Raw genomic sequence first — 22,893 nt, 5'->3', positions numbered from 1 at the left:
CTTTAAATGCCGAACAGCTTAGCGAAGGAGTAGTTTTTAAACCGTAAATAAACACAAATGAACGCAGATAGATTTAAATAACTATCTGCGTTCACTTGCGTTTATTTGAAAATTAATCAGCCACCAGCAACAGCAGGAACAATGCTGACTTCATCGCCATCTTGGAGGGCTGTGTTTGAGCCATCCAAAAAGCGGATGTCTTCGCTGTTGACGTAGAAGTTGAGAAATCGGCGGGGTTCTCCCTTTTCGTCGCACAGGCTTTTTTTGATGCCGGGACAATTGGTTTCCAGCGATTCAATTAATTCGGAAATGTTATCGCCGGCGCATTCGATGGTGGCTTGATTGTTGGTAAATTTTTGCAGGGGGGTTGGAATTAAAACTTTGACGGTCATTTTTTTAGTCCTTAGTCAGTAGTCAGTAGTCAGTAGTCAGTAGTCAGTAGTCAGTAGTCAGTAGTCAGTAGTCAGTAGCTTAATAACTAATAACTAATGACTAATGACTGATGACTATTAATCAGTAGTCCTCAGTCAGTAGTCAACAGCTTAATAACTAATAACTAATGACTAATGACTGATGACTAATGACTATTTATTAAACCGAAACTTGTTGCCATTCTAGGCGTTCGAGCGTGCGGGCGCGTTCTAGGGCGCGCTCGAATGCTTCTAGTTTCGGTTCGAGGGTGATTGGTTCGCCGATGTAGCCTTGAACTGCTTCTTGCGTTTTCAAACCGTTGCCGGTGATGTAAACGACTGTGGTTTCATCGGGATTGATTTTACCTGCTTCTACGAGTTTCTTCAAGACTGCGATTGTGGTGCCGCCTGCGGTTTCAGTGAATATGCCTTCAGTTTCTGCTAGCAGTTTCATGCCTTCGATGATTTCGGTGTCGCTGACGGATTCAATGTTGCCGCCTGTTTTGCGGGCGATTTCCAAGGCGTACATACCGTCGGCTGGATTGCCGATCGCGATCGACTTAGCAATTGTATTCGGTTTCACCGGTTTGACGAAATCACGGCCTTCGCGGAAGGCTTGGGCGATGGGGGAACAGCCGTCAGCTTGGGCACCGCTGAATCTGACTTTCTTTTCGTCCACTAAACCGACTTCGATGAATTCATTAAAGCCTTTGTAAATCTTTGTGAACAAAGAGCCGGAGGCGAGGGGAGCGACGATGTGATCGGGCAATTGCCAGCCTAGCTGTTCGGCAACTTCGTAACCGAGGGTTTTTGAGCCTTCGGAATAGTAGGGACGCAAGTTGATATTGACAAATCCCCAGCCATGTGTATTGGCGACTTCGCAACAGAGACGGTTAACTTGATCGTAGTTGCCGTGAACTGCCATGACAGTTGGATTGTAAATCAGAGTGCCGAGGACTTTGCCTGCTTCTAAGTCGGAGGGGATGAAGACTACGCAGTCGAGTCCGGCGTGGGCGGCGATCGCAGCCGTAGAGTTAGCTAAATTGCCGGTGCTGGCACAGGATACCGTTGTGAAACCCAATTCTCTCGCTCTGCTAAGGGCAACTGACACCACTCTGTCTTTAAAGCTGAGAGTGGGCATATTGACGGCATCGTTTTTAATATAAAGATTTTTTAGACCGAGGCGGCGCGCCAAGCGGTGGGATTTTAATAGAGGAGTCATCCCCGTGCCGACATCGATGACGTTATCTGTAGCGACTGGTAAAAATGCGCGGTAGCGCCAGATCGAGTTGGGGCCGGCTGCGATGGTTTGGCGAGTGACGCTGCGGCGGATGGCGTCGTAGTCGTACTTGACTTCAAGCGGGCCAAAACAGCAATCGCAGACGTGCTTGGCTTGGAGTTCGTACTCTTCGCCGCATTCTTTACATTTGAGGGCTGTGAAGGTTGCTGCTGTGGATTGTGTTCTGGTGGCCTGGGTCATAGCTCAACTCTCTAGTTTTGCGATGTTTGTTAATTCTTTTCGCAGAATACCACGCTCAAATTAGTGCGTCAACCATACCCGATTTTTTTAGTCGGGATTGATTTTTCAATTAAACAGTGGTGTATTTAACTTTGATATTTGGGCGGGCGGGACGCCCATACCACAAGGATTTGAGTTGTTTTCAGGATCGGGTTCTTAACCCAGATTTTCAGGCCCGCACGCCAGCCCGATCGATCTCAAGGATGATTTGCCGACGAAATTGTTACAAAACTTAATAAATCTTTTTTTGGCTAAGAATTGGGCAGTCGTGCGATCGAACACAACTACAAAACCTCGAATTTTTGATTAACTGAGATGTTGCACGATTCTCGCTTAACAGGCTTTTCGGCCTGTTCCACAAGAAAATTCACTCTTTGTGGAACAGGCCGAAAAGCCTGTTCATAAAAAGCTTATTGAGAATGGTGCAACATTTCAGATTAACCAACTTAGCCTACCCGCCGCTGACGGGAGGGATGAGGACAACTTCGTCACCGTCTTGGAGGATGGTATCGGGGGAGACGAATTCCAGGTTGAGGCCGAAGCGGGTGCGATCGCGCCATTGTTCTAATTGAGGATATTGGGCGATCGAGCTTTCGAGCACTTGAGACACTGGGGTTTCGGGAGGAAGTTCTAATGTAAGTTCCGAAACGCCGTAGGCTTCACCGAAGGCGGCGAACAGTTTAACGGTGATGGTAATCGAAGAGTTAGACACGGCTGTTGAGTGCGATCGACGGTTTGGCAATTATCAACTACACCATACAATTAATTAGTAATTAGGCGCGCCGAGGCTTAGAATTGAAAGCGGCAACCTCTAGTTAAGTTTTACCCCACCGGGTAAAGATGATAGTTGATTGCAGCAAAAAGTCTTAACAGGATTGTATGCCGATCGCTCTCACCAACCAGGTGTTAGAAGCAGTTTGCATCCACTTAGATGCAGCTAGCTAAGGTCTAGTTGGCTGCTGTTGAGGCTAATGCGAGAATATTTTTTGAGGATGCGGTATAGATACTTTACGGTAATTGTGGGAGAGTACAAAAAGCTCGCACTACATTTAGCAGGCAACAACGCAGACAAGGCCCTGTCAACCCGCTTTTCCTGACAAAAAATCAGGTTATAAAGTGTGGATTGGAATTGCCAAACCTTTGCCATGCTTAGCAAGCTACCCGTTCTATCTAAGAAGAATACTGAAGTTAACGCGATAGAAATATATGGCAAATAACGATTTTAAAGTGCTTCAGATTATTGAAGCTAAAGGCTGGTATGCCTTTGGCAGTACCAAGCAAAGCCAGCACGTTGAGAGATGGGTAAGACCTGTAGTGTGTTGGGTTTTAATAGAAGATAAAAAAAAGCGACGGGTTGTGACAGCTACCGCTAGCTATCAAATCCAGATTGACGACAAAGAAGTCGAGTTTTTTGCCCACGAAAGCGAAATTCAAGATATGGAGAGTCTCCCGAAGTCTGTCTCGGTGTCAGAATTTCTGAAAACAGAAGATTGAGAGAAGGGCCAAAGGAGATAATTTAACAAGTTATTAATTATTCCTTAGTGATTCCTTAAACTTGCTGTCGGATTCTATTGGAATTAGAGGCAGAATCTCTACATTGGGGAGAGGGGCAGAGGGGGACAGGGGGAGAATTTATAGTTTTGCCTTGCCTTCTGCATCTTGTCTCCAATGCCTGAAGTAGCCCAAAAAATAAAGAGGCCGGAAGATTGGTGGCATTGCCAACACGCTTCCGACCTTGCTGAATAACAGGGTATGCATATGTTTTTAAAGTATGGCAGGGAGGCTTTTGAGATATCAAGAGGACTATTGCAATCACCCACTTTTGCTTTCAGGCTGTGTTTGCGAGGCTCCTATTATTTTAGACTGAGAATTTGAAAATTGAGAGAGGGGAGGCTTACAGGTTAAGGATTCTAGCTATTTATCTGTAGCGGGTGCTACAAAAAATTGTGGCATTGGCGGACGATCGCACTTTCTCGCTAAATTGTTTGCACTCAAAGCCCAAAGTTCGATCGTCCCCTGCAACTGCTGCGACTTCAAACTCCACTAACAACAGGTTCACGCTTCTGCTGCGACATCCGCCGCCCCAGCAGGGCCATCCGCACGCCACCGGCTGGCCCTAAAGTCACCCCTCGGCGTTTGGCCTGTACGGGCTTTTTCTCGGCCAATACTAGGTCGAAATCCCGCAAAATGGTTGCCAGCACCAGTTTCATCTCCAACTGCGCCAGCGCCAAGCCGATACAGCGGCGGCTGCCGCCTCCAAAGGGCAAATACTCGTAAGGCGAGAATTGCCTCTCCAAAAACCGTTCCGGTTTAAATTGCAGCGGTTCTGGATATAAATCCTCCCGTCTGTGGGTCAAATAAATTGAGGCGAAAACAACCGTGCCCGGTTCGAGTTGATGTCCCATCAGTTCCACGGGCGATCGTACCACTCGCGGAAACGTCAGCATTCCCACCGGGTAAATTCGCAGCGTTTCCTGACAAACTGCACTCAGATAAGGCAAGCGGGAAATCTCCATCGGATCGGGATTTTCCCCCAAACTGTCCAATTCTTGCAGCAACTTCTGGCGCACCGAGGGCAAACTGTGAATCCAGTAAAATGCCCAAGCTAGGGCAGTTGCTGTGGTTTCGTGGCCTGCAAACAGCAGCGTCATCAACTCGTCGCGCAATTCTTCATCGGTCATTGGTTGCCCGTTTTCGTCGCGCGCGGCCATCATTAAGCTGAGAATGTCGGTGCGGTTGGCATCAGGTTGCAGTCTGCGTTCTGCAATTTCGCCGTCCATCAGTTCGTTAATTTTCCGCTGCTGCTGTTTCATCCGTCCCCAAGGACTCCAGGGCCCCCAATCTTGCTGCATCCAGCCTAGAAACAGCATACTCGATCGCAAAGGAGAGCCGATCGTATCGATAATCGCAGCCAGCAGCGGGGACAGTTGCTGCAACCGTGGCCCGTCATCCAGACCGAAGACAGCCTGCAAGATTACCCGCATGGTGACTTCCTGCATGGCGCTGCGGGCAACAAAAGGTCGATCGACAGACCATTTGCAGGCAACATCTCGAGCGATATCGCAAATTAGTTGGCCGTAATTCCGCATCCGTTCCCCATGAAAAGGTGGCATTAATAATTGGCGATCGCGTTTGTGCTTTTCTCCAGAGAGCACAATCATGGATTGTTCTCCCAGCAAGGGTTTAAGAATACCGTTGATCTCGCCTGGAGCGTCAAAAGCTTTGCTGTTGAACATTTCCTGGATGGCTTGCGGGTTGTGGATCATCACGAATGGTTTGAGCTTGCCCCATCGAGTCGTGAAAATCTCCCCGTACTTTTTGGCAGATAGATCCAGGTATGTCAGCGGATCGCCAATCCATTGAATTAGCTGCACGAAGCGGGGGCTTTTGGGGCCGTCAGGTAGTGTCATAGGAATTACCGGGGTTTGGGTCACAGGACTTAGCAGTATCAAAAAACTTCAAAGGGTTTGAAGGTTTATTCAATCCCTCCCAACCCTTGTTTTTAAGGGGAGAATTGTGTAATTCCCATCTCCAATAATTTTAATCGCTTATTCTCGAACTGTGCTCAAAATATCCTCTCCAAGCTCTGTAAAACGAACAGTTTTGATTTGCCAAGGAGCATAACTGGTTAAAGTTTGGCGCACGCCCCCGAACAAACCTAACATTTGACAACTGGACAAATTTTGCAATTTCTGCCGCGAATTTCCGGAGGCTCGCAGATCCACGGTAGCTATTCCGAGGTCGCGATCGATCTTGAGGCGATAGCCAGCCAAACCAAGACTATCGAAAATCTGCTGCTTTAACACTTCATTAACCGCCGATGACATTAACTGGTTCTCTGGGCCTGTAACTGTTTCCGGCTTCAGATTTTGACATAAATTATCTACCTTATAAACCGTAACGGTGGCAGTATTTTCTGAGAGGGTAGCACTGCCTAAAACTGAGGCAACAGATTTATAAGGCTGCGTTAATTGACTCGATCGAGCCTCAATTTGATTTCCCGTTAGCTGTAGGTGTTGGAACTGAGGGGCGCTTCGGGAGAGTTGGCTCTGGTTTTCGGTTGAGGTAGCTGCATCTGAGGTAGAACAACCGCTACCGCCTATCAAAATTAACCAAACGCCTAAATATCCTAACTGTTTGCAGATACGGTTCATAGTTTTTAATACTCAACTAAACTTCAGTGTACGGAGGGTGAACTTTGGTAGTAGAAAGCATTTAGTCCCTGATTACACTCACTTAGAAGTATTTCTAGGTATCCGTAATACGGAGATGAAAACAAGTTAAGAGTTCTGGTCAATACCTTCATTTTCACGTTCGATCGATCGGGCACAGGAAGTATTAGTCCTCATTTGTGCAACCCTGCCGTCTCGGTATCGCAGCAGATCGAGCTAGGGACTTCGATCGCAAAGTGATATCAAATACCGTGTCAGTAGGTGTGATGTACCGTTGCAATTCGAGCAATTCCAATATCTGAGGTAAAGAGCCTCTTTCCGGTTTGCGACAGCCCGAGCTGGATTAGTAGTAATGAGGACAGAATTCAGACTGGCGCGCGCATTTTAAGCTCGGTTTCGGAGCGCCTTTTTAACAGCGCCGATAATCGCGGTTAGAGGGAATGTCCAAGTCGCGAACAATATCAAAACTTACGGATCAAAAGCAAAGAAACCGGGTTGTTTAACCAGGCATAAGGGCTGCAACGAAGTGTTTTCGTAAAAAAAACTGGTTTCTGGTCAAGTCGCGAATCACATAATTCCTCAGTCAGCGGATCTGTAACGAACAGGCGTGTCAAGGGTGTTATCGCAGCATTCGGTGATTTTTGTGTCGCATCCCATCAAAAAGAGTGAGAACATCATGAAACAGCAATTATGGACAAAAGTTTTGGCGGCAACAGCCATCGCCCTCAGCGGCCTGACGGTTGCTTCTGAACCGAGTTACGGTCGGCGAGCGTCGGGGGAAAGTGGATTTTGGTGCAATACCTCGACTGGTGCGCCGGTGACGGTGTACCAAAACGCTCAAGGTGCTGTAGAGCCTTGGATTGAGTGGACTTCCGATTATTTCTCCGGTTCTGGCTACGATCCGGCAACTCGGTGTCAATTAGTGAGTCAACGCCTCGAAACCTATCGCCGCCAACGAATGCTTAAGTACATTACAGCAGGCCAAATGAACGGCCAGAACGTCATCTGCACGGCGAATCAAGTCAATGGGCGGTGTCAAAATTTGATTTATACCCTCAGACCCGGCCAAGACCCGATCGGCTCTTTGTATAATTTGTTGGCTTGGCGCCAAGGATATGTCGGGATGCCGTCTTTTGATGAGACCAGTAAAATTCCTTACATTGATGTCAGGGAAAAGCTAGGGGAAAACACGGATGATGAGGTGCAACAGCCTTCTTTTTCTCCGCCGTCGGGACAGCCTTAAAGATGGGCAAATTTTCCATCCCGTCACCAATTCCAAGGATTGAGGTGGAAAGTTTGGCGCGTCATTCGATTTTAGATTTTAGATTTGAGATTTTGGATGTTGGAGGCGACCCCACGGATAAATTCGGGGGCTTGAGGATTTTAGATTTTAGGATCGCGAATTAAATAATTTACACTCTTGAAAGTGGGTTGGGCCTGAAAGCCCGCCCTTTCTGGACGGGCTTTCAGGCCCATCCCACAAGAAGCATCACGCATTCTAAGTTATTTAATTCTCATTCCTTAGATGCTTTCGATTGATTCCACGGATCAAGCACGTGGCGGATACCACCTTTGAAATTCTTCGTCAAACAGCGGTACGCATCCCGACGGGGAAATCTTCTGGTTCCGAGACGAGCGTCCGGCTGCAGGGCCAAACCTATAGGGTGCTCACTAACTAGCAGGTTGTGGCGATCGGACTTGTCACCGACGACGGCCTCCTCCACCCACTGCTAGGAGTTCTGAGGCGGCTGGGCAATACCGATCGGGCGATCGTTCTGTTTCGCAGCGCGATCGAGTATAAAATAGCACTATTCAGCCTTGAACCCGGAGCGGTGTCTGAGCCAGTGTTGGCAGTCGGCTTTCCTGGGGGTGCTGAGGTTAGGAGTTTCGCTGACCACGAATTTCAAAGGTAGTACCCGCCACGTGATTTATCTCGCGCAAGTCAATCCCAAATCGAAAATCGAAAATCCTCAAGAAAGAGCATTTATCCGTGGGGTCGCCTCTAAAATCTCAAATCTAAAATCTAAAATCGATTGACGCGGGCTTCGTTTCGGTGCCGCTAGCCAAATCTTTGCCTCAAGGTTATAGGTTGGGCTATACAAATGAGGTAAAATCGGTATGAGTGGCGACCCGATTTTTAATGCCAAAGGTTTCTTGATTGGGATTAACTGTAGGGGCAAGTATCGAGATCCAAATTTTTGCGTTTATGCTTTTGAAGAGGGAAGTGAACCAACAGCGGAATTATCGGAAAAAATGGTTAAATCCAGTTGGGGAATTCCAATTAGTATATATTGGCAGTTCGCCTCGTTTCATCTAGGGAGTTATCGATGAATGTGTGGAGTTTGCGGTTTGACGCGCTGACAATCATCTTGACAGGTGCATTAACAGTGACGGCCCTTGTCAGTCAACAATATGCTGCCTGTGCCAAAACAGCAGAAGAAATTGCCCAGCTAGCGACCTTGACAACTGTGGAAGTCAACAATACGCTGGGTTTTTTTGCTAGTGGTTCGGGAGTAATTATTGCCAAACAGGGTAATATTTACACTGTTTTGACAGCTAATCATGTAGTGGCAAGCCTCGCTCAAAAATACAGCATTCGCACTCATTTAGAGAAGGATTATGCTGCGATTAGAATACAGCGCCTACCGAAAAATGACACGGATATAGACTTGGCTTTGATCCAGTTTCAGAGCCGAGAACAGTATCCAGTAGCACCAATGGGCGAGTCAGAACGTGCTGTTGTTGGTTCTGCTATTTACGTTTCTGGCTATCCGCTGCCAATTTCGGGAGTTGAACGAAAACTTGAGTTTACTACTGGTATCATCTCTTCTCGCTTGGGCAGCGCCTCATCAGGGTATCGTCTGCGCTACCAAGCTGTAACCAGGCGCGGGATGAGCGGCGGGCCTGTATTTAATGCTGATGGCAGGGTAATAGGAATTCACGGTCAGGGGGATACTGTTGGCACAATTAGAAGTCAGTGGAACGGTCAGATTGAGGAGATAAAAACGGGGTTAAATGCGGCAATCCCGATCGATGCTTTTATGGCATTGCTTTCACAAAACAAGCGTAACGGCTGGGACATTCTCAGCAATCTTTCTCTCAGCAGCGCCTCGGATCAAAACCAGCCGAATCGGAGTTATGGAGGATTTGTATGCGATACCTCCACGGGCGAGCCGGTGACTGTGTATCAAAATCCGCAAGGGTTCAGGGAGCCTTGGATTCGCTGGAATTCTAATTTCTTTTCTAGTTCTGGCTACGATCCTTTAACTCGCTGCCAACAAGTGACTCAGCGCCTTGAGAATTATAACCGAAATAAACAGCTAAATTATGTGACGGTGGGTATAGTAAATAACCAGAAAGCGATTTGCACGACTAGCCGCGTTAATGGGCCTTGCGAAGGTTTGATCTACACGCTGCGCCGCGATCAAGATCCGACTCCTGCACTTAGCAGTTTTTTTGTTTGGCTGCGGAATCAAAAAGCTGTGCCTTCTCTTTCTGAAAGCGGTACTGTGCTGTATATCGATGTGCGGGAACGGCTGGAACAATTTTAGATTGGCGATTTGAGATTTGAGAGGGATTAGTAATGGGTAAACACAGAACCCGGATTTATTAAAAAACTCCGGGTTCTCAAACAACTACTTATTAGCTGAAAATTTGAGAGATTTTACTTATTTATCACTGACATAAGCTGTCGCGCATTTAAATTGCATATTCGAGGCGGGCGGGACGCTAGGGCCCTACTCCCCACAAGACTTTGATTGTTTTTTGACAGACAATTTAAAGGCCGCAACAGCTTAATAGAACTCATGATTTTTTGGAACACGGAAGCTATAAAATTACTATTATATTAATCCAATTCAAATTTTTCCGGTATCAAGCATGACAGCAACTACCCCGCAGGCAACGTCAACAACGCCCGCTTTTTGCGAAGGCATTCAATATTTTTCTGAAACAGTCCCTGGTTTTGATACTTATGGGAAAACACCTGCGATCGCCGAGGGGAGCAAGTCGATCGCCGATTCTGCCGATCCCGTCGCCGTCTTTCAAACGATGCTGGGAGCAGACGCCCTGCGCTACCTGACGCTACAAGTCACCGCTAGCAAGGCATCGGGACATCCGGGGGGTTTTGCTAGCCAAGCTGAGGCCTATGCCGCTTTGGTGATGCTCGGACACAAAAACATTGTCACCGAAGTCGGCCATCACGCCCCCGGCTTTTACAGCGCCATGTTTCTCGATCGATCTTTGGAGGATATGGGAATTGTTAACGTGCAGCAAGTACGCGATAAATTCCGAGAAAAAGACGGTTTGTTAGGACATCTTTCCGGTTTCATTCCCGGCCTTTTAGCACCGGCCGGCCCCCTCGGACAAGGGCAGCATTTCGCAATGGCGGGAGCGCTTTTGCACCGCGAAAAACTGTTTGCTTTCACAATGGGCGACGGCGGCATGGGCGAACCCTATCCGATGAGCAGTATGGCGCATTTCCACACTGCTTATCCGAGTGTTACTAACTTTTTGCCTGTGTTGGTTTGGAACGGATATTCTCAGGAACATCACAGCATGGTTTCGACTAAAACTAATGCTGAAATGATTGCTTATTGGCAAGGCAACGGTTTTGAAGAAGTTATCTTAGTTGATGCTAAGGAATTTGACGATAAAAATCAACCGGAAGATTATGTGGACAGCACTGCTTTTTCGCTCGAACAGCGGATGGCATTTACCAAAGCTGTTTTACAAGGAGTAGACAAAGCGGCAAAATCTGCTCTCGGCGGCAAATTAACTGCGTTTATTATCAAACAGTTGAAAGGTGCCGGCGTCCACGCGCGCGGAGCAAAATCTCACAACCTTTATCCGAAAGATACGCTGGATGCTCCGCACATTGTCAGTGCTTTAAAAGAGCGCGCTTTAACTGCTGCTGCTTGGCAATTGGTGCGGACAAATTGCGAGCGTGCGGGCGGCGGGCCGGCGGCGAAAACAGTTGTGACTGAGTTTACATTGCCGCTGGCAGATTTAGGCGAATTGCCTTTAGAAGAATTTGCCGTTGGGGGAGAACCGAAGATTTCGACAACAGCAATGGGACGTTTGGTAGGGAAAGTCGGCGAGTGCGATCGGACTTTTCTTGTGACTAATGCTGACGGCAACGAAGCATCGGCAATTGCCAATATCAACCAAGCTCTAAAGATTATTCACCCAACGACAGATGACCTGTACAATCAATCGCCCAACGGTCAAGTTTACGAACCTTTGAGCGAAGATGCTTGCGCTGGTTTAGCGGTAGGTTTATCGCTATTTGGAGCGCGGAGTTTGTGGTGTTCCTACGAATCTTTTGCCATCAACGGTTTACCAATTTGGCAAACTGTAACCCAAGCAATGGCAGAATTGCGCCGTCCAACTCCGGCAACTGTCACTTTATTTACAGCGGGTGCATTGGAACAAGGCCGCAATGGTTGGACGCACCAGCGGCCGGAAATTGAGGCTTATTTTGCGGCGATGATGCGGAACGGCAATGTGTTTCCTTTGTTTCCACCGGATGCTAACAGCATTCAAGCTTGTTATGAGTGGGCTTTGACTGCTAAAAATAAGGGAGTTGTGATTACTGCAAGCAAGTCGCCGCTGCCAATTCGCACTACTCTTGAACAGACTCGCCAAGGTTTGCAAGACGGTGGAATAGTGCTGCACGAAATAGCAGGAGATAAGACAGTTGTGTTTGCAGTTGTCGGCGACATGACGTTAATGCCAGTGTTTGAAGCTGCGGCATTTTTGGAAACAGAAGGGATTGGAGTGCGAATTGTTTCTGTTGTGAATCCCCGGCGTTTGTATCGTGCTAGCGATGTTGCTTGGGATACTTGTTCGGAATCTGACGGCGGCTTTTTGAGCGATGAGAAATTTGCCGAATTGTTTGGCGGAGATGCCTTGATTGGCGTGACAGGCGGTGCTTCTGGGATGTTGGAACCTGTGATGCTCCGCAGCAATTGCCAGCGGGATACTTTCGCTTGGAAGCGGGGGGAAACTACTGCTAGTGCTGGTCAGTTGATGGCGTTTAATGGGTTGACTGCTGAGGCGTTGACTAAAAGGGCGATCGAGCTAGTTCATTAAGTTAGAATGTGAGTGAATGCCCCTGCCTGGTTTGTACTGGGTAGGGGCTAGTAATATTTAAAATAGGATGGTGATACCTATGACAGCAAAAATTTTAGAAGAAATAGGTACGCTTGCAGAACAGCGATTGATTCTCCCTGGTTACTATAGTTGGGAGCAATTTGAGGAGCTCGAATCTTTGATGGCCGACTCTCCGGGTTTGCGGATAACTTATCTTGATGGGTGGATCGAGTTTATGACAGTGGGCGAAGCACATGAAAGCTTTAAAAAAGCGATCGCTATATTACTGGAAGCATACTTTTTTGAACTCGGAATTGAATTCTTTCCTGTAGGGAGTGCAACTCGCAGAGACCGGGCAAGAGATGTATCATTTGAACCAGACGAGTCTTATTATATAGGTTCAAGAAAAGAGCATCCCGATTTAGCCGTGGAAGTAACGATTACTAGCGGTAGCACAAATAAACTCGCTAAATATCTGCGACTTCGCATTGCTGAAGTTTGGTTTTGGGAAAATAATCGGCTTGCTGTCTATCGGCTGCGCGAGGATGATTACGAGCAAGTTTCAAGAAGTGAGTTTTTGCCGGAGTTGGATTTAGCATTGTTGGTACGCTGCGTTTTAATGCCTTCAATAATTGAGGCAAGGACAGAGTTTATTAATGGAATTCGGCAAGTGGGTTGAATGCTGAGGAGTTGGTAAAAAGTGCGATCGACCTGATTGGTTAAGTTATAATGCGAGAATCTCCCAGTTTTTAGCCGGGAGAATTTCTACTTTTTCCTAACTTCCAACTATACAATCATGACAGCAAAAGTTTTAGAAGAAATAGTTACGCTTGCGGAACAGCGATTGGTTCTCCCTGGTTATTATACTTGGGAGCAATTTGAGGCGCTCGAATCTTTAATGGCAGATTCTTCTGGTTTGCGGATAACTTATCTTGATGGGTGGATCGAGTTTATGACACTGGGTGAAGCACATGAGACAATCAGTTGTCTTCTTAATTTTTTGCTACAACTCTACTTTTGTGAAAGGGGAATTGAATATATTCCTGTAGGAAGCGCAACTCGCAGAGACCGGGCAAGAGATGTATCCTTTGAACCAGACGAGTCTTATTATATAGGTTCAAGAAAAGAGCATCCCGATTTAGCCGTGGAAGTAACGATTACTAGCGGTAGCACAAATAAACTCGCTAAGTATCTGCGACTTCGCATTCCGGAAGTCTGGTTTTGGGAAAATAATCAGTTGGCTGTGTATGGGTTGCGGGATGATAATTATGAGCAAGTTTCAAGAAGTGAGTTGCTGCCGGAATTGGATTTAGAATTGCTGGTACGCTGCGTTTTAATGCCTTCAAGGATTGAGGCTAGGACAGAGTTTCTTAATGGAATTCGGCAAGTGGGTTGAATGCTGAGGAGTTGGTAAAAAGTGCGATCGTCTACGAGAGCTTCCCTAACGACTTGATTGGTTAAGCTAAAATGTGACAGTCAACCATTGGCTCTCACAAAAAACCTTTGCGCGATCGGCTCCAAGGATTTGTTAGACTGGTATGTGTAAAGTTACTAAGCTCAGAAATATGAAAATTTATAACTTTGATATTAAATCTTTTAGAATCGGAATTATTCCTATCTCTCTTCTCTTAATCTGCGTGAATCTGCGTCAATCCATTGTCATCTGCGGTTAAAAATTTCTCTTTTTTTCACCGCAGATGAGGGCAGATAAACACAGATTAAACTGTTGCGCGTTTAAATTGCATATTCGGGACGGGTTCGCGTGCCCATCCCACAATAATTTGAGTGATTTTTGACACACAATTTAAATGGAGAACAGCTTAACGCAGATGAATTAGATAAATTATAGTGGCACCGTCTGTGATTGTTGACTATTGACTCGATTTTACGCCCGACGCTGAAGCGCGGATTTGATTTGTTAGCTGGGAATGTAGCGAGAGTGCTAGAGATTGTGCTGCGACGGGACATTAATATTGTGTGAAATATGTGTCTTAATTTTATTGAGTTTTTTCCCCGCAAGCCATCAACCAAAAACTCATCATAGATCGATCGCCCGCAGCTACAAACTCATCCCGCGAAACCAGATAGCTTTCTATTTCCGACTCTGAAATCAACCCTTGTTTGACCATTTGCAAAATGGGCCCGGAGTCAAGTAAAGGTTGGAACGCTTCAATTCCTATTATATCGCTGTGGCTGACAACGGCTTCTAAATCAACGCTAACAAACCCAGCTTCTTTGAGAATGCGGCACAGATTTCGCCCGACGCATAAATTGCCGCCCCGCGATGCGATTACCTGCTTGAATTTCTCCCTGACAATCTCGACTGACAACGGTGGATTTGTCAGCCAAAACAGATCCGCGTCGCTATCAATAATCACCAGTTTTCCCCCAGGCTTCAAGATGCGGAATATTTCTTTAGCTGCTGCGACGGGCTCTGGGAGGTGAACGAACAGCAAACGGGCGATCGCAAAATCGAAAGTGTTAGCCGCCAAACCAGTATCCGCAACCGATGCTTGGATGCGATTTACTCGATCGCCCCCTTTATCCTGCAAATATGCTACTGCTTTTTCGTGCAGTACCGGGTCAATTTCTACCGCTGTTACCGAACTGTTTGGCAGCAATTCTAACAGTTTTTCGGTGAAAAATCCAGGCCCGCTACCTGCTTCTAAAACATTCATCCCGTCGGCTAAACCGAACCACTTTAAATTGCGCGCTTCCTTTTCCCAACTGAGGAGAACTTGAGCTTTTAACCGTTGAATTTCTGCGTCAATTTCCAGATTGTACGTGTTTGCTTGATACGAACCTTCTGCTGGCATGAAATTATCCTTATTCTTACTAGGATACCAGGATTATAATAGAAATATAATCAAATCTCCGATCGAGCTATCTGTGCGTAAGATCGTTTCCGGTGGCATGGGAATGATTTAACCACAGAGGACGCTCCAGAACGCAGAGTTCGAGAAGAGAGAGATCAATAATTCCGATGAAGTGCGGATTTTGCAACACAATCATCAGAACTGCGCTTTAGCGCAATTCTCGTTGCCGACATCCACAACTACATTTGGCGGACAGATGCAGGACGGAAACCCGGTAATTCCTCTATTGTAAGAAGATGACGGATTACCTAAACTCAAGATGCTGATTTTCCCGCATCCCTTACTATTTTTATTTTATGCACTATGCCCAAAACTCTAGCTCAATCTGAAAAACGAACCTTTTTAGTTGTGGATGACCATGCGATGGTGTTAGGTGGCACGCTTAACATTCTGAAGCAAGAATATCCAGAGGCAGAGATTCTGACGGCTTCGACGGCTCAGGCTGCCATTGAGCAAATAGCGCAGAGAACCCCGGATTTGGTGATTGTGGATCTGGTGATGCCAGAGACGATCGGCGAAACGGCGCAAGCGAATTCAGGGCTTCAACTTCTCAAAACGTTGATGGATAAGTATCCGAGTCTGAATATTGTGGTGCAGAGTGCCCATGTTCGGACTTTAGTTTGGCTGAAACCGTCGATCGACAATCACATGGGCGGCTTCACAGTTGTCGATAAGAGCCACCCGATCAAAGACTTGCTAGCAATGGTTGATTGGGCGCTGCACGAGCGGATTTCTACACCCAGAGAGATCCGCAATGGGCTCCAACTCAAACCCGCCTGGATGCAGGTGTTGCAATTTGCTTTTCACGAGAGCTTGCAGGATACTGCGATCGCCAAACGGATGAATGTTTCTGAACGCACTGTGCAGTGTTACTGGAGTAAGATTCGAGATGTGCTAGATGTGCATACCGAAAATGACAAAAATCTGCGGATTCAAACGGAAGTGCGAGCTAGGGAACAAGGATTGATTGATTAGGCCTCGACCGAATACCAAGTCCAGAACAGGCAAGATGCCTGTTCCACAAGAATTATTGGAGATGTCTATTATTGAAGCCCGATCGAGAACAAGCAGTGAAAGCAGATATCTCGACTTGGCGGCGCGGCTCGCTTCCAGGGTTGATGGTGATTGTCGCTGTGATGATGGCTAGATTGAGCGGTGCGCTTCAGTTTTGGGAGTTGGTTGCGTTCGATCGATTTCTGCGGCTGCGTCCTCCTGAGCCAATGGATGAACGGATTGTAATTGTCGGCATCACTGAGGAGGATATTCAACGCGCTAGAACTTATCCGATTCCCGATCGCGACATTGCCGATTTACTCAAACGCTTGCAGGTCTATCAACCGATCGCGATCGGGCTGGATATTGTCCGCGATATTCCGGTTGAACCGGGTAATGCTGAACTGACATCGGTGTTTCGCAGCAGCAAGAATACGATCGGAGTGGAGATTGCACTGCCCGATCGCAGTGGCTTTACCGTCGCACCTCCGCCCGCGCTACCACCCGAACAGGTTGGCTTTGCAGATTTCGTACTCGATGCGGATGGCTACCAGCGTCGCAGTTTATTGGGCACTAACAACGATCGACAGGAATACCGTTTTTCCTTCGCAATCCGGCTGGCACAACTCTATTTAGCAACCCGAGGAATTAAGTTAGGTAATGGAATTCGCGATCGGGAGGCGAAGCGCTTTGGCAGCATTGAATTGACCAGAGTGCAGTCAAACTCTGGCGGATATGTGGGGGCGGATGCAGGCGGGAACCAAATTTTGCTGAATGTTCGCAGCGGGACAATGCCGTTTCGCCTGCTTTCTCTCTCGCAAATCAAATCGGGACAGGTCAACCCGGATTGGATTCGAGGCAAAATTGTGCTGATTGGGATGATGTCTTTTAGCGCGAAGGATTTGGCAAGTTCAGGTGCGATCGCAGGTATCAATCCCGGACGGATTTACGGAGTCGAAATGCAGGCCCACGAAACCAGCCAGATGATTAGCGCGGTGCTCGATCGGCGACCGTTGCTTCAGGTTTGGGGGGAGGGCTGGGAAACGCTCTGGATTGCGGTCTGGGGACTCTTGGGGATGAGTTTGGGACAATTTCTGCGATCGCCCTGGAAAATTGTGATCGGGCTCTTAATCGCTAGTATTACCCCGATCGCGCTCTGTTACTGGTTCATTCTTTTGGGATGGTGGGTGCCAATCGTACCTGTATTGCTCGTACTCGTGTTGAATGGGGTTGGGTTGACGGCAGCGTTATTTTATCGCCACGAACAGGAACTCCGACTGCGCTTGGAGGAACGTCAATTTGCGATCGAGCAGACCTTTAATGCAATTCATAGCGGCCCGTTACAAACATTGGTTGGGATTTTGAGGACTGCTCAAGAACAAGCCACACCGCCGTTATTTCTACCGGAGTTGCAACGATTGAATCAAGAATTGCGGGCAGTTTACGGATCGGTGCAACGAGATGCGATCGCAGATGAACCGCATTTGCGAATGGGAAGTGCGATCGAATTAGCCCTGCAGGCTCCATTGCATGAATTGCTCTACAAAGTCTATTGCAACACGCTAGAACAAGAACTGCCTTACCTCAAAACGCTCAAATTCAAAATTGTGCAGTTCGATCCCTTGAACACCTCGCATCTGCGGTTGGAACACAAGCGAGCACTCTGCCGCTTTCTGGAAGAAGCGCTCTGCAATGTCGGCAAACACGCGATCGAAGCCACTCGCTTGACCGTAATTTGCACTCAAGAAGGCGATCGGCAGGTGATTCGGGTGGCGGATAATGGTAGGGGAAAACCGTCTCAGTCAGAAACGCTTAGCTTGGCCCAAATGGATCGAGACAGGGAGATAACCGAAGATCCAAACCCTAAACTTCAACCTTCAGGATTAGGAACCCAGCTTGCAAAGAACTTAGCCAAACAGTTAGGCGGAGCATTTCGGCGCTACCCGAATCAACCGAAGGGGACAGTGTGCGAGTTAACCTGGTCAGCAAAACGGCGGTGGTTCTGGTAATTGGTTGGGTTCACCCTTGTCAAATCCGAGCTAATTGAGATGAGATATTGCAGCATTCTCAATTAGCCGTAGGGGCGGGTTCACCAACAATATCTAACAAGTACCCACAATCTAAATAAACCCGCCCCCACCCAACAGTAAATCGCAATCTACCTCTTTTAAGATACAAGGAACGGGTTCGCCAACAGTCAAAAACGTAGCAAATAGGGAATGAGAATTAAATAACTTCCACTCTTGAAAGTGGGATGGGCTCTTATAGCCCGTCATGAGTGGACGGGCTATAAGAGCCCATCCCACAATAACAATTAAAATTGTAAGTTATTTAATTCGCGATCCTAGGTTAAATAAACCCGCCCGACTCCGAATAACCCCCAAATCGATCGTGCTGCAAGATGTCATATCTAACTGACATCTTGTACCAATGTCAGCAAGGGGATTTTTCATGGGGCAGGGCGGGTTTATTTAACCGGTCTGCAAGCTTTAAGGCCCTTGGCGAACCCGCCCCTACGGCTTGCTGACACCAATATCTTTGCACCTTCCCGCAAAGGACGCTTGCGGGTAGTCCTCTATTGTGTTTGTGTATTGTTGATTACTGTAGAAATAGTTACAGAGGGGATTGCGATGATGACTCACGAGTTGAAGCGTCGAACCGTTTACTCTGCGGGCCTTGCGAGTTTAATGCTGAGTGTTTCGTTCTGGATCGCTCCTGTAGCGCTGGCACAATACACTCCTCCTGAAAACCCTTCTAAACCGAAAGAAACGGGGACGAATACCACTCGCGGGGGCAGTTGCGAAGCTAATTCATCGGCGAGATTGACTGCCTTAGTGCCGTTTAGCCATGTGGGACAGACGATTTCTGGGCATCCGACTTTTACCTGGTTTGTACCCGATCGCACTTCTCGTCCGTTGCAATTGAGGCTGTTTGCTCGATCGGGACAACTGCTTTACAGAACCGAGATCCAGAGTCAGCCGGGAATAATGTCCGTTGCTTTGCCTTCAAATGGGCCCCAACTGTCGATCGGGCAATCCTATCAGTGGCAAGTGGTGTTGGTGTGCGATCCGAATGTTCCTTCGAGGAATGTCGTGGCGGCGGCAGAAATCCAAGTCGTTGCGCCTGCTGCATCGTTGCAGACTCAACTTGCAGCGGCGCAAACTCCCCAACAGCGGATCGACCTGTATGCGGAGTCTGGGCTGTGGTATGACGCGATCGCGGAAGCGCGGAAAGCCTCTGAGACTTCTCAAAACCAAGCGGCTGTGCTGGAATTGCTAGATTCTCTTGCTAGTTCGGAAGCCGAACCTTTGAAAGATTGGAGCGATCGATTGCGACAAATTAGGGCGATCGAACAACAGCGACAATGACGGCGCTAACCCTCGCAATCCACAGACTAAATCCTATGAAATCTTTCTCGCTAAAACTGCTTAAATCCAGCGATCTTAAAGTGCGATCGGGCTTCCTTTTTCCCCTCGCCTTTTGCTTTTTGTTGGTTGCCTTTTACATTCCTCAGCAATCTCAACTCCCGGTTGTTGCTGGGGCGATCGAGGTTAGTGAAGCAGAGGGCGATCGGCTTGTGGAGCAAGGAATTCAACAGCTTGAGACTAGCCAATTCCCAGCAGCGTTGAATTCGTTCCAGCAGGCACTGCAAATTTATCGCGCCATCAAAAACCGCTACGGGGAAAGTGCAGCACTGGGCAATTTGGGAGTCGCTTACCGCTTTCTGGGCAACAATGCCAAAGCCATCGAGTATATGGAGCAGAATTTAGCGATCTCCCGCGAACTTAAAGACCGTCTTGGGGAAGCGAATGCACTGGGCAATTTGGGACTCGCTTACCACTCTCTGAACAACTCGGCCAAAGCCATTGAGTATTCACAGCAGTGGTTAGCCATCGCCCGCGACCTTAAAGACCGCCAAAGGGAGGGTAATGCACTGCGTATTTTGGGAACCTCTTACCACTATCTGGGCGACTATGCCAAAGCCATTGAGTATTTGCAGCAGTGGTTAGCCATCGCCCGTGAAATTAAACACCGCTACGGGGAAGGTAGGGCACTGGGCAATTTGGGAGCAGCTTACCTCTCTCTGGGCAACTATGCCAAAGCCATTGAGTATTCACAGCAGACTTTAGCTATCGCCCGCTCCATTAAAGACCGCTACGGGGAAGGTTCAGCACTGGGCAATTTGGGAGTTGCTTACCGCTTTCTGGGCAACTATGCTAAAGCAATTGAGTATTCACAGCAGTGGTTAGCCATCGCCCGCGACCTTAAAGACCGCCTTGGAGAAGGTGCTGCACTGAGGAATTTGGGAATCGCTTACAGCTCTCTGGGCAACTATCCCCAAGCCATTGAGTATACACAGCAACATTTAGCTATCGCCCGCTCCATTAAAGACCGCCAAGGGGAAGGTGCTGCACTGGGCAATTTGGGAGCCGCTTACCTCTCTCTGGGCAACTATGTCACAGCCATCGAGTATATGGAGCAGAGTTTAGCCATCGCCCGCTCCATTAAAGACCGCCGAGGGGAAGGTGCAGCAATGGGCAATTTGGGAATCGCTTACCGCTCTCTGGGCAACTATGCCCAAGCCCTCAAGTATGCACAGCAGTGCTTAGCCATCGCCCGCGAAACTAAAGACCGCCTTGGAGAGGGTAGGGCACTGGGCAATTTAGGATTTGCTTACCGCTCTCTAGGCAACTATCCCCAAGCCATTGAGTATACACGGCAGCGCTTAGCCATCGCCCGCGACCTTAAAGACCGCCTTGGAGAAGGTACGGCGCTCGACAACCTTGGAGCGACGTTCTTAAAAGCTGGCAACCCAACAGAAGCTGAAAAAATGCTCGTCAATGCCATTCAAGTTTGGGAATCGATGCGTCAAATGCTAGGCTCCAACGATGCGAATAAAGTCTCCATCTTTGAAGGACAAGCTAGCACTTATAGGATGTTAGAAAAAGTTCGGGTGGCTCAGAATAACCCGATCGCCGCTTTAGAAATTGCCGAACGGGGACGTGCCCGTGCCTTTGTCGATCTACTGACACAACGCTTATCAACTGGTGATGCCAATTCGGTCATCGCCACTGCTCCCAACCAGGATCAAATCCGCCAAATCGCGAAAGCACAGAACGCCACTTTGGTGCAGTATTCCATCATCTACGACACCTTCCAGATTGAGGGCAAACAACTAGGGCGTGAATCCGCGATTTACATTTGGGTGATTCAACCGACGGGCGAAATCACGTTCCGCGAAGTTGACCTCCAACCCCTGTGGCAAAAACACAACGCCTCTCTAGCCAGCTTAATTATTGGCAATCAAGAATTTCTCGCTGTCCGCAGTCGCAGCAGTTTTGGTTCTGCCCAACCCCAACCCAACTTACCGACGCTGCATCAACTGCTAATCGAGCCCATTGCCAGCCTCCTCCCAAAAGATCCCAATGCCCACGTCATCTTCATTCCCCAAGGTTCCCTGTTCCAGGTGCCTTTTCCCGCCCTGCAAGATGCCAACGGTACTTACTTAATCGAAAAACACACCATTCTCACCGCCCCCTCGATTCAAGTATTGGATTTAACCCGACAACAACGACAGAAGTTAGGCAATCAGCCAGCCAACGGTCGCGGAAATGCTCTGGTGCTCGGTAATCCCACGATGCCACAGGTATCTTTGTCTCCCGGAGAGCCCAAACAGCAATTGTCTCCTCTACCTGGAGCCGAAGCTGAAGCGATCGCGATCGCGCCTCTGCTCAATACTCAAGCCATCACAGGCGCACAAGGGACAAAAGCTGCGATCGTCCAAAAAATGCCCCAAGCATCGATTATTCACTTAGCAACGCATGGATTGCTCGATGATGTAAATGGATTGGGAAGTGCGATCGCTATGGCTCCTTCTGGTAGCGATGACGGCTTATTGACCGCAGAAGAGATTTTCGACATGAAACTGCAAGCAAGCTTAGTCGTTTTGAGTGCTTGCAACACTGGATTCGGCAGAATTACCGGGGATGGAGTAATTGGTTTGTCGCGCGCTTTGATTTCGGCAGGAGTGCCGAGTGTGATTGTTTCTTTATGGGCGGTTCCTGATGCGCCGACATCGGAATTGATGCAGTCGTTTTATCAAAATTTGCAAAATAATCCCGACAAAGCACAGGCCTTGCGGCAAGCAATGTTAGCCACAATGAAAACTCATCCCCAGCCGCGAAATTGGGCGGCATTTACTTTAATTGGGGAGGCAGAGTAAGTTTTTATTAATAGTGGATTGGATATCGATATTTTTATCGCGATCGGGGACTGCTGTTTAACTATTAAATCCCGATCCCCCCTAGCCCCCCTTAAGAAGGGGGGGACAAGAAGTTGTCAAAGTTCCCCGACCTAAGAAGGGGGAACAAGAACATTCAAAGTCAACCCCTACTCCCCAACAACCAGGGGTATTTAGGGGGGTCTAGACTTCGCCTAAAAGCGACATTTATATCTCTAGGACTTACGCATGGGGCCCAGAAACCGGGTTTTTTCGAGAAGACGCGTTGTGACCCGCAGATTCGGTAAAAAACCCGGTTTCTTTGGTCTGAGTGCGTAAATCCTGTCTGAAAGATGACTGATGAGTTATATTCTTCAGTCCTCTTTGAGAGGACTTGCACTATGAGACAGGGAATTCATTCCCTGGCGGACTGTGGAATGAATCTTTATTCGCGATCGCGCTTCAATCTCAAAACCGATGGCAGTGAACCATCTACTCTGCATATTCACATACTTTGCACTTTCCCGCAATCTATTTTGCACCTCATACTTAATCAAGTCTGTGGGTAGAACGAATGATTTTCCCATCTGGGTTGCTTAAAATTTAAGTC

20 protein-coding genes are annotated in these 22,893 nt (G+C 47.8%); 11 read left to right on the top strand and 9 right to left on the bottom strand.

Annotation, left to right across the window (positions count from 1 at the left end):
* Positions 1-116: 116 nt before the first annotated feature.
* From QT984_RS14390 to QT984_RS14375, 4 genes are all read right to left on the bottom strand, one after another.
* Positions 117-392 (bottom strand): MoaD/ThiS family protein, encoded by a 276-nt coding sequence (locus QT984_RS14390; RefSeq protein ID WP_333054763.1) that lies wholly within the window; start codon positions 390-392, stop codon positions 117-119.
* A gap of 199 nt (positions 393-591) precedes the next feature.
* The gene (gene thrC / locus QT984_RS14385) at positions 592-1,890 is read right to left on the bottom strand and encodes a threonine synthase (RefSeq protein ID WP_333238003.1); all 1,299 of its coding nucleotides are present in this window, start codon (positions 1,888-1,890) and stop codon (positions 592-594) included.
* Positions 1,891-2,380: 490 nt separating this feature from the next.
* Positions 2,381-2,641, bottom strand: coding sequence for a MoaD/ThiS family protein (locus QT984_RS14380; RefSeq protein WP_015179186.1), 261 nt, complete (start codon positions 2,639-2,641; stop codon positions 2,381-2,383).
* A gap of 225 nt (positions 2,642-2,866) precedes the next feature.
* Positions 2,867-3,076, bottom strand: coding sequence for a hypothetical protein (locus tag QT984_RS14375; protein WP_333208247.1), 210 nt, complete (start codon positions 3,074-3,076; stop codon positions 2,867-2,869).
* Between the two features lie 59 nt (positions 3,077-3,135).
* On the opposite strand from QT984_RS14375, the gene QT984_RS14370 reads away from it, so the two are divergent.
* Complete coding sequence (locus tag QT984_RS14370) at positions 3,136-3,423, top strand: hypothetical protein (protein ID WP_333054766.1); 288 nt, start codon at positions 3,136-3,138, stop codon at positions 3,421-3,423.
* Between the two features lie 424 nt (positions 3,424-3,847).
* On the opposite strand, the gene QT984_RS14365 is transcribed toward QT984_RS14370, so the two are convergent.
* The 3 genes from QT984_RS14365 to QT984_RS14355 all read right to left on the bottom strand — a co-directional run bounded on the left by QT984_RS14365 (position 3,848) and on the right by QT984_RS14355 (position 6,083).
* The gene (locus QT984_RS14365; RefSeq protein WP_333054768.1) at positions 3,848-3,988 is read right to left on the bottom strand and encodes a hypothetical protein; all 141 of its coding nucleotides are present in this window, start codon (positions 3,986-3,988) and stop codon (positions 3,848-3,850) included.
* Entirely contained in the window at positions 3,963-5,339 is a 1,377-nt protein-coding gene (locus tag QT984_RS14360) for a cytochrome P450 (RefSeq protein WP_333054769.1), read from the bottom strand. The genes QT984_RS14365 and QT984_RS14360 overlap by 26 nt, the downstream gene beginning before the upstream one ends.
* Before the next feature lie 138 nt (positions 5,340-5,477).
* Entirely contained in the window at positions 5,478-6,083 is a 606-nt protein-coding gene (locus QT984_RS14355; RefSeq protein ID WP_333054770.1) for a hypothetical protein, read from the bottom strand.
* Positions 6,084-6,777: 694 nt separating this feature from the next.
* Between QT984_RS14355 and QT984_RS14350 the strand changes: the two genes are divergently transcribed.
* From QT984_RS14350 to QT984_RS14325, 6 genes are all read left to right on the top strand, one after another.
* Entirely contained in the window at positions 6,778-7,344 is a 567-nt protein-coding gene (locus QT984_RS14350) for a COP23 domain-containing protein (protein WP_333233495.1), read from the top strand.
* Positions 7,345-7,786: 442 nt separating this feature from the next.
* Positions 7,787-8,014, top strand: a complete 228-nt coding sequence (locus tag QT984_RS14345; RefSeq protein WP_333054772.1) for a hypothetical protein — start codon at positions 7,787-7,789, stop codon at positions 8,012-8,014.
* Positions 8,015-8,428: 414 nt separating this feature from the next.
* Positions 8,429-9,652 (top strand): COP23 domain-containing protein, encoded by a 1,224-nt coding sequence (locus tag QT984_RS14340; RefSeq protein WP_333054773.1) that lies wholly within the window; start codon positions 8,429-8,431, stop codon positions 9,650-9,652.
* Between the two features lie 328 nt (positions 9,653-9,980).
* Positions 9,981-12,194, top strand: coding sequence for a phosphoketolase (locus QT984_RS14335; RefSeq protein WP_333054774.1), 2,214 nt, complete (start codon positions 9,981-9,983; stop codon positions 12,192-12,194).
* A gap of 79 nt (positions 12,195-12,273) precedes the next feature.
* The gene (locus QT984_RS14330) at positions 12,274-12,873 is read left to right on the top strand and encodes a Uma2 family endonuclease (protein ID WP_333054776.1); all 600 of its coding nucleotides are present in this window, start codon (positions 12,274-12,276) and stop codon (positions 12,871-12,873) included.
* Between the two features lie 117 nt (positions 12,874-12,990).
* Positions 12,991-13,590: a Uma2 family endonuclease gene (locus QT984_RS14325; RefSeq protein ID WP_333208252.1), complete on the top strand. Its 600-nt coding sequence runs from the start codon at positions 12,991-12,993 to the stop codon at positions 13,588-13,590.
* A 601-nt stretch (positions 13,591-14,191) separates the two neighbouring features.
* Here the strand turns inward: QT984_RS14325 and QT984_RS14320 are convergent.
* On the bottom strand, positions 14,192-15,010 hold the full coding sequence (locus tag QT984_RS14320; protein ID WP_333314240.1) for a class I SAM-dependent methyltransferase: 819 nt from the start codon (positions 15,008-15,010) through the stop codon (positions 14,192-14,194).
* 363 nt (positions 15,011-15,373) lie between these two features.
* Between QT984_RS14320 and QT984_RS14315 the strand changes: the two genes are divergently transcribed.
* The 4 genes from QT984_RS14315 (at position 15,374) to QT984_RS14300 (ending at position 22,286) form a co-directional block, all read left to right on the top strand.
* Positions 15,374-16,045: a response regulator transcription factor gene (locus tag QT984_RS14315; RefSeq protein WP_333374254.1), complete on the top strand. Its 672-nt coding sequence runs from the start codon at positions 15,374-15,376 to the stop codon at positions 16,043-16,045.
* A gap of 95 nt (positions 16,046-16,140) precedes the next feature.
* Entirely contained in the window at positions 16,141-18,072 is a 1,932-nt protein-coding gene (locus QT984_RS14310; protein WP_333374252.1) for a CHASE2 domain-containing protein, read from the top strand.
* 489 nt (positions 18,073-18,561) lie between these two features.
* On the top strand, positions 18,562-19,431 hold the full coding sequence (locus QT984_RS14305; RefSeq protein ID WP_333054781.1) for a DUF928 domain-containing protein: 870 nt from the start codon (positions 18,562-18,564) through the stop codon (positions 19,429-19,431).
* Between the two features lie 35 nt (positions 19,432-19,466).
* Positions 19,467-22,286: a CHAT domain-containing tetratricopeptide repeat protein gene (locus QT984_RS14300; RefSeq protein WP_333374250.1), complete on the top strand. Its 2,820-nt coding sequence runs from the start codon at positions 19,467-19,469 to the stop codon at positions 22,284-22,286.
* Between the two features lie 371 nt (positions 22,287-22,657).
* Here QT984_RS14300 and QT984_RS14295 read toward each other — a convergent pair whose 3' ends face one another.
* Positions 22,658-22,870, bottom strand: coding sequence for a hypothetical protein (locus QT984_RS14295; protein ID WP_333208255.1), 213 nt, complete (start codon positions 22,868-22,870; stop codon positions 22,658-22,660).
* Positions 22,871-22,893: the final 23 nt, after the last annotated feature.

The sequence above is a fragment of the Microcoleus sp. Z1_B2 genome, from assembly GCF_036700325.1.
GTDB lineage: Bacteria > Cyanobacteriota > Cyanobacteriia > Cyanobacteriales > Microcoleaceae > Microcoleus.
This window is presented reverse-complemented; position numbering and strand designations above follow the sequence as displayed.